Below are 8,816 nucleotides of genomic sequence, written 5' to 3' on the forward strand. Positions count from 1 at the left end.
AAAAACAATCCCGTTAGGATTAATTAAATAGAGATTTGCACTACCATTGGCGCGGATGATGCCATCAATGCTGGAAGGATTTTTTCCGGTAATTCGGGTGAGGATATTTTCTACCCTCAATGAATTCTCAAACTGGGCCGTATTCCCCGTCATTAGAGAAAATTCCTGGAAGCTATGGAAGAGATTTCCTCCAATTGCTGTGCCTCCGGTAATTCGGTAAGTCGTGCCCTCGGGAGTAACGAGGGTGGGGTTATTCAGGCTGGCATCGGGAATGATTTGCGCCTCTGCTTTGGCCCCACATCCTGATGACAAACTCCACAGGATTAGCACTCCTGAAAGTGTGATTACAGCGTGGGACTTTTGGCCGAAGGACTTAGGAAACAATCGGATAAATTGCTGATAATTGACTCGGCTGAAATGAATCATTCATTTTAACTTTTTTAAAAGGAAAGAGTGGGCGATTTTTCCTCTAATGGTTTTTCGCGAACTCCACCAGGGTTGTAGCACAAAATGAGCGATCGCCCCACTCAATTTTTCAACCGGCTGTCCAAAATATCCCCTTACCCCCCCTACAAATTCATTTCCCGTTTACTCTCCACAATTCTGTTGCTTTACCCAAGAACTATGCGGGGTAACCTGGGGCGCTTGGGCTACCAGAACCACTGTCCCCTCTGGGGTCACACTCCAGCCTTGAGCTTCTACCAGGGGAGTTGTTCGAGCCATTTTCTCTCCCGTGATCTCCCCAACTGGATTAGATTGACCCTGGACTGCTGTTCCCTCAGTCTGCACTAGGCGCAAATCATCTAAAATTACCGTAGAATTCAGCAGTTCGGTGGGAGAGTCGGGCAACCCTCCTCGTCCCGTCACGGTAAAACTACTCACATCTCCGGTGGCACAAAAGTTTTGAGCAATCAGTTGATCCGCATTCACAAAATTATCTTCCAGTGGCACAACTCCCAAGCTGGAATCGGCATCGGGGGTGTTTAGTTCGACTGTGCCGCTAAACTCCGGTCCCAGGTCCGAGGTGGCAGTAATATCACTGCGCGGGGTTTCCGCTTCGCGAAATTCGGTACCAAAGATCCCCTCGGCACTGATGCTGACTCGTCCTCCCCGTCCCGCTAAGGCATTGGCGGTAATATCACTATTATCCAGGGCGGTTAAAATTTGAGTCTCGATGGTAATGTTCCCTCCATTGGTATTCCCGGCATTGGTGGTAATATTGCCCCCGCGACGTAACAGCAGGGTGGGCGATCGCAGTTGAATGTTTCCCCCGGCACCGGAAACCGTTGTCGCATTCAAACTCCCCCCCGTATCTAATCGCACGGAGTCGGCTACAATTTCTAAAATCCCGGCATTCCCTGTCCCAAAACTCCTCACATCCAAAGTTGCTCCATCCCGAACCACCAATTCTCCGGTACTCACTCGCAAGTTTCCCCCGGATCCGGTGACTTCCAAATCTGGAATATCCGCCCGTCCCGAGGAGGAAACTAAGGTACTCGGTAATCCCGTAATCGGCGACTGTCCAGAAATATCAATCCCTTCCGAGGCATTCACCGTCAGAGTTCCCCCATCCCCACTGCTGAATGTCCCCGAGGAGACGAGCGCCCCCTCGCTCACGGTTAACTTCCCGGTGGAAATCGTTAAATTTCCCGCCGGATTCTCACTAAATGTCGTCGTCCCCGGACCACTGGTGACTAGCCCATCGGGAGACACGCCTGAAATCTCAATTGACTCACTCGCTTCAATGTTAATATTCCCTCCGACTCCCCCAGTCACCAATCCAGTGCTAACATTTCCCCCACCACTATTGGCAGAAATCAACCCACCCCCGCGATTAATTAACCGCGTGGTTTTAATCGTCACGTCACCCCCGGTCCCGGTTCCAAACAGGGTGTTATTTAAAATTCCTGTCGGTAGCAAATTTCCCGGTACGGTTCCGCTGATTTCCACCAATTCTGACGCATTCACCACAATATTCCCCCCAGGACCATTACCCAGGGTTCCACTGGAAATCACGGTGCCATCGGTGATAATCAGGTTGCGAGTTTCAATGGTAATATCCCCGGCAGAAGCGTTACTCCCAAAGGCCGTATTCGATAACACCCCACCGGCGATCGCTTCTATCTTATTTCCCGCCCTCATCTGGAGGTCACCCCCTGCCGCATCTCCAAAGGTGGGAAGATGAATCAACGCCCCATTATACAACCCAATCGCGTTCCCCGCTTCTAAGGTCATATTCCCCGTTGGTGCTTCTCCCACAGCTCCTGTCACAAACCCCGGGATGCGATCTTCCGGTTGCAGTTGTCCGGTTAATGCTCCCCCAATTAATAACTCTAATGGCTCAAATCCCACCCCAATCACGGTAATTGAATCTGCCGCACGAATGCTAAAATTTCCTCCTGCACCCAGTCCAAAGGTACTGGCAGAGACTAATCCGGTCCCCTGGAGTAAAAATTGTCCGGTTTCGATATTTAAGTCTCCCCCGGTCCCCACTCCCCGAGTATCGCTGACGACGGCGGTAAAATTATCGGGGTCAGCGCCGGTAATGGCGACTAATTCGCTCGCTTTGATATTCAGGGGTCCCCCGGGAAGCGACCCGACATTCACCGCCAGGACCTGCGACCCTTCTCCCACGGCAATTCGCCGTCCTTGCAGGTGAATGGTTCCTCCCCCATCTCCACTGGTGTTGATCCCACTCTGTTGAGTCAGTTGAATATCCTGGAAACTCTCGACCCCTTCGTATCCCGCCATCATCCCCCGTTCTGTCGGGGTCAGACTGATCCGGCTATTGCCTCCCAAGCTACCCACTTCTATCCGTCCTCCGGGCGATCGCACTTGTCCCCCATCTAGAAGCACATTCCCCCCAAAGAGTCCCACGGTTTGCCCCGGAAACACTTGCAATCCACTCACTTCCCCGCTACTGTCTATCCCTTGGGACTGAACCCCAATATTCCCCGGATTTGCCCCAAATTGTAACCCCACTGGCACGTTTACTGTCAGTAATGGGGGTGCTTCTGGGTTGATTGCACTAAATAGATTCCCATCTGCCAGGACTATACTCTCGGCGGTACTGGCAAAAAATGAACCTCCAATATTTAATTGAGCATTGGGACCAAAAACAATCCCGTTGGGATTGATTAAATAGAGATTTGCACTGCCATTGGCGCGGATGATTCCATCAATGAGGGAACTGTTTACTCCGGTAATTCGAGTTAGGATATTTTCTACGGTTAATGAATTTTCAAAAAAGGCGGTATTCCCGGTCATTAGAGAAAATTCCTGGAAGCTATGGAAGAGGCTTCCCCCAATTTCTGTCCCTCCGGTAATCGTCTGAATTGTCCCGTCAGTTGTTACGAGACTAGGACTTGGAAGCGTGGCATCGGGAAAGATTTGTGCCTGGGCTGGACTGCTGAGGTTGTAGAAAAAACTTACAAAGGCGATCGCAACAGAAAATTTTACCCCATTTCGCCCAGTTAGGCAGCATTTCTTGAGCCAAACATCAGCAACTTCTGGATGCTTTACTTTCGGTAAAAAATATTTCATGGTTCTTGTGAATAGTGATTGTCTACAATGTAGCACTTGGAATTGGATTGGGGGAATTTTTTCCAAAATTTTCCCCTTGGTGGCGATCGCCCCTTTGACTCTGCACCCTAGTTTTGTCTACCTTCCTTCACCCGCGCCTCACCCCGGTTCTCAAAGCCCCTTTTTCCTGTGCCAGTCAATCTGCCTGATTTGGACTATCTTGATAGTAGAGTGACCTATCTGACAGCTTGTTGCCATTGGGTTCTCGATTTTTTTGTTCAATTCTTTTGGAGTCACAATTCATGAAACTATTTGACCAAATCGTGAGTGCTATCAGTAATCCTACTCAAGAAGCCAGTACCAATCAAATTGGCAGTGTGATCAATGCGGTACAACAACTGAGTCAGACTTACCATACCGACCCCGGAACGACTCAATCTATGCTATCGGTTGTTAGCCATTTTGTCCGGTCTTCTTTACAGGAAAAACGGGCCACTGGCGGGACTGATTTAGTTCAATCTGTGGTTAGCCAGTTTAGTGGGACAAGTGCTAATTCCCAGGCGATCGCAGCCTTATTTTCTGTCCCTCAACTCAATGAAATGATTACGGCGATCGCCTCCCGCACGGGCTTAGATTCTCAACAAATTCAATCCATGCTACCCTTGTTAATCCCAGTGGTTCTCCAATTGTTACAAACCGGGGCTAGTTCTGAAAATCCTCAAACAGGCTCTAACCCGGTTCTCAATCAATTTTTAGATGCTAATAATGATGGTGAGGTGAATATCGGCGATGCTATCCAATTAGCCAGTCGTTTTTTAACGAATCCCTAATCCTCTGTTTAATCAGGTTCCCAGTTGGGAACCTCTTTCTCTGACTCTCTCTAAATTTCTAAGCTGCAATTTGAAATTTGGCGACTTTTTTTAAAAAGGTCTTGCGTTTTCTCTTGACTTTTGTTAAAATTCTATTATAATGGGAATAGTGACAATTTTAAAATTGAAGCAAATGCTCCCATTATAGTATATAATAACAGAGTTTTAGTCATTTGTGTTGAAAAAAGGAAAAAATTTTGGCGCCGGCCTGATTTAACAATTTCAGGTAAGTGAGACCCCCCGAAAACATCAACTAAGGAACGATTTCACGCATATAATCCCGCCAAAGCAGGGCCGCTTGAGCGCTACTCCCGGCAGTGGGACTATTATCATCATTTCCCAACCACACCCCGGTTACTAATTCTTGAGAGGGGACATAACCGACAAACCACAGGTCTACATTATCATTAGTCGTCCCGGTTTTCCCCGCTTCATCCAAACCGAGGGAAGCATTGCCGCCGGTTCCGCCACGAATCACCCCTTGCAATAAAACCGTGAGAGTATCCGAGACTTCCCCAGAGAGAACATCCTGATTAGCGGTGCGATCGCGTGGGTAATCGTAAATCACCCGACAGGTACTCAGGTCATCGCGATCGCTGCAATCACTGCTATCAAAAATCCGCTGAATCCCATGAGGACGGTTGCGAACTCCCCGATTGGCGATCGTCCCAAAAGCGCCAGTCAACTCCAGGACCGTCACCTCACTCTGACCGAGGACCAACCCGGGAACCGCCTTGAGTTCGGACTGAATCCCCAGCCGACGGGCCATTTCGACCACCTGATCCAAACCCGCATCTCGGGCAATTCGCAAGGCAACAGAATTTTCCGATTGGGCTAGACCTTGATACATATCAATCGAACCGCTACTGCGTTCGCATCCACCATAAGATTGACCCGACCAACTGAAAGGTTCACAAGAAAAAGTCTGACCCGGGGACATCCCGAGATCGAGGGCCGCACCATAAGCAAATACTTTAAAGGTAGAACCCGGTTGACGTAACGCTTGCGTGGCGCGATTAAACTGACTTTGGCGATAATCGACCCCCCCAGTCATGGCTAAAATTTCCCCAGTTCGGGAATCCAGAGTGACGATCGCCCCTTGGGAGAATCCAAATTGATCACCGGCAGTCTGGACACTATTTTGTAACGCCTTTTCTGACTCAGTTTGAATTGCTGGGTTTAGGGAAGTTTCCACGATAAAATTCCCTTCTCGGGCCAGTTGTTCTCCTAATAATTGTTCGAGTTCGGCAAAAACATGACTGTAGAAATAGGGGGCGATCGTACTACCGAGAATTTCGACGGCCCGGGGGTTAATCTCAATGCGCGATCGCCGGGCGCGATCGGCCTCTTCCTGAGACACCATCCCCAACCGTCGCATCCGATAAATCACCCCATCTCGATATTTGACCGCTAGGTCATAATTTTGCACCGGATTAAAGGCATTCGGTGCCGGCAAAATCCCCACCAAAGTCGCCGCTTCCGATAACGTCAAATCCGCCGCAGACTTAGCAAAATAAAATCGGGCTGCATCTTCAAACCCATAGAGGTCAATGCCTAAATAGACTCGGTTTAAATAGGTTAACAGCAGATCATCTTTGTTATAAAACGTTTCTAGTTTTAAAGAGACGATCGCCTCGCGAATCTTGCGACCCGCTGAGTCTTCCGTTCCCACATAATCCCGAAACAAACTGCGGGCGAGTTGTTGGGTGAGGGTGCTGCCCCCTTGGAGACTGCCCCCGCGTAAATTCACACTTAAAGCGCGCAGGGTTCCAATGGGGTCAACCCCAAAATGCCAATAGTAACGACTATCTTCGGAGGAGACTAGAGCATCAGATAGGTAGGGAGAAAATGCTGATAACCGATTCAGTTCCCGATGAGCGTTATTAAAAGGGGGGCGCAGGGGGGTAGATCCGTCCCTGGCATAGACGACGACGGGACCCTGGGTAGAAATGGGGAAAGGGCGCACTTGAAATTTTTGCCATTCCACCCCGAGAAAGACTGCCGCCAAACCCGCCACGCCACTGCCGGTATAAAAGGTCCATCGGGCAGCGCGGACATACCAGGGGGGCGGGTCGATATACTGGACCTGAACGCAATCGGCGAGTTCCGGGGGGCCGAGGGTAAAGGTTTGACGGTGACGGATGGGGGTGGAGGTAATGCGACGCTTGCCGCGATAGATGCCGTTAGTGGAGTTTTCGTCTTTGAAATAAAAGGGTGTATTGCGACGATTGCTATCCCGGGAGAGGGAGGCATGAGTCTGACTCACCACGGGATTGCGGACGACAATATCGCTGGTTTTGGACGATCGCCCAATGATATAGCGATCGCCCAACAGGGGATAAACCTCGGGTTTCGGGGTACCGGCATCTTGAACCCAAAGTTCTGGCACTCTGGCATTGGGTTTGAGGGCCAGTCGGGAAAAATGAACCTTGGCCAAAACCGTCTGGGTGACTTGGGTAATCGTACCCAGGAGAGTTCTGGGCTGTTGGGGGGGCTGCGGTGGACTCATTATGCTATGCTTGCGCGCTTAATCGATAACCAAGGACACTATTGAATAAAAAATAGAACTGTTACCGGGTTTTTCTGGTTAATTTGTTGCAAAGCAAACAGAGATTTTGTAAAGAACCCGGTTTGTCTGACCGTTACTGTACCGACGGCTGAGGGAATGTGAAGGCAACTACAACTCTAGGACTGGCTTTTCCTGAACCTTGGGGGCGATCGGCCCCAAGGTTCCGAGTACCCAGTTAGATCCCTGTCAGGGAAAAATCATCTTCATTTCTATTTTAGGTTTTCCATGCCGGTTCGCCGGTGCATCAACCTCCATAAACCCGGGGTCCCTTCCCCCTCATCCCTTACTCAGGGAACTCCTCCACATAAAATAGCCCAAACCCTCCTCCTGAAACAATTGTAGGGTGGGCATGGCCCACCAAATAGAAGGTGGGCATGGCCCACCCTACTCCTCTACTCCTCTGTGCCGGATTCGGAGGCAATGCCTGAAACAATTGTAGGGTGGGCATGGCCCACCAAATAGAAGGTGGGCATGGCCCACCCTACTCCTCTGAGCTCAAGAGCTGGTAGGTCCCTCATTCCGAGGGGGCGCGGGTCGCAACATCACAATCAACAGACAAATAATCCCAATATTAATTGAGACATCCGCTATATTAAAAACGGGAAAATTAATTAACCGAAAATCCAGAAAATCAGTCACTTCACCTAACAGAAATCGGTCAATCCCATTGCCAACGGCACCACCTAAAATCAAGCCAAACCCGACCTCTTCCCATCGGTTCATCCTCGGACCAAACCATGCTAATGCCATTAAACCCAGACTGACTGCCAAGGAAAGCCAGCGCAACCAGGCTCCATTATTGCTAAACAAGCTAAACGCTGCTCCCGTATTCGTCACATAAGTAAAATGGAAGACCCCTTCCCATAAGGGCCAAGATTCTCTGAACTCAAAATTTTGTACGACCCAATATTTAGTCAGTTGGTCGAAAATTACACTAATAGCACTAGCAATCCAGAATAGCGAGTTGTTTTTGAATTTCATTACCAACAATGGAGAGTCAATAGGACAAGCGTTACCCATCTTCTGTGCTTTCTGCTAAAAGTCCCAGACAGCTAACAACTGACCATTCAATAAAACATCAGTCTTCGCAGGATGAACGCCAAGACAGTCACGGCACAAACCACCGCTAATTGTCCGGGTAAGGGATAAATGGAATATTTGAACACTCCATCGATCAGGGTTTGAGCATCCGAGTGCAAGTTAATCGCCAGGTAAATTAGACCGATCGCATGAACGCTGAGTAAACCACAGACACAGCTAAAGGCCAGACTTTCCAGGCGCAGGGCCATTTTAAAGGCCAGCCAACCACAAACCCAGGCCCCCGGAATGAACCCCAGTAAATAGCCAAAAGTCGGCTGCTTGATGTAATCCAGTCCACCCCCTTCAGTAAACACCGGCAGCCACATCAATCCCAGAACTACATAAGCAATTTGAGACAAGGCACCGGCATTTTTACCCCCCAGACATCCCACTAGGAGAACGGCTCCAATTTGATAGGTGACACCCAGGGAATAGATCGGGATACCCCCGTGGATTCCATCCCAGGAAGGACTAGCAATTGAGGCTTCTAAAAAGGTGCCCCCAATGGTCAGCAAGAGGCCAATCAAAGCCCATATCAGTTCAAGTGGAGCAGACACGGTGGTCATTGGTCATTGGTCATTGGTCGTTGGTCGTTGGATGGGGGACTTACAAGAGTAGGTTTTTTACTTCCGGTCCCCGGACCTTGCCAAGGTCCGGGAACCGTCGCTGAAGTTAATCGTAAGGCGAATCACCATAAACGTAAAAAACTTACTCTTGTAAGGAGATGGGGGAGAGGTTCGGTGTCACGACTTTAGTCGTTCCACCCCATCCACCCC

Annotated in this window: 6 protein-coding genes; 1 reads left to right on the plus strand and 5 read right to left on the minus strand. The window is 49.5% G+C overall.

The genetic code is table 11. The annotated features are described in order from the left end of the window. The coding region (locus tag J0895_RS04195) for a two-partner secretion domain-containing protein (protein WP_207086870.1) at positions 1–426 on the minus strand (426 nt) is incomplete at its 3' end. Positions 427–588: 162 nt separating this feature from the next. Next, entirely contained in the window at positions 589–3,543 is a 2,955-nt protein-coding gene (locus tag J0895_RS04200; RefSeq protein ID WP_207086871.1) for a two-partner secretion domain-containing protein, read from the minus strand. A 281-nt stretch (positions 3,544–3,824) separates the two neighbouring features. Between J0895_RS04200 and J0895_RS04205 the strand changes: the two genes are divergently transcribed. Next, positions 3,825–4,352: a hypothetical protein gene (locus J0895_RS04205; RefSeq protein ID WP_207086872.1), complete on the plus strand. Its 528-nt coding sequence runs from the start codon at positions 3,825–3,827 to the stop codon at positions 4,350–4,352. A 292-nt stretch (positions 4,353–4,644) separates the two neighbouring features. Here the strand turns inward: J0895_RS04205 and J0895_RS04210 are convergent, their stop codons facing one another. The 3 genes from J0895_RS04210 to J0895_RS04220 all read right to left on the minus strand — a co-directional run bounded on the left by J0895_RS04210 (position 4,645) and on the right by J0895_RS04220 (position 8,597). Further along, positions 4,645–6,900 carry a transglycosylase domain-containing protein gene (locus J0895_RS04210; RefSeq protein ID WP_207086873.1) on the minus strand — a complete coding sequence of 752 codons (2,256 nt, stop codon included), beginning with the start codon at positions 6,898–6,900 and terminating at the stop codon, positions 4,645–4,647. Positions 6,901–7,455: 555 nt separating this feature from the next. Continuing rightward, entirely contained in the window at positions 7,456–7,941 is a 486-nt protein-coding gene (gene lspA / locus J0895_RS04215; protein WP_207086874.1) for a signal peptidase II, read from the minus strand. 86 nt (positions 7,942–8,027) lie between these two features. After that, positions 8,028–8,597 (minus strand): biotin transporter BioY, encoded by a 570-nt coding sequence (locus J0895_RS04220; protein ID WP_207086875.1) that lies wholly within the window; start codon positions 8,595–8,597, stop codon positions 8,028–8,030. Positions 8,598–8,816 lie beyond the last annotated feature (219 nt).

Origin of the sequence: Phormidium pseudopriestleyi FRX01 (assembly GCF_017313335.1) — a bacterium.
Classification (GTDB): domain Bacteria; phylum Cyanobacteriota; class Cyanobacteriia; order Cyanobacteriales; family Laspinemataceae; genus Laspinema; species Laspinema pseudopriestleyi.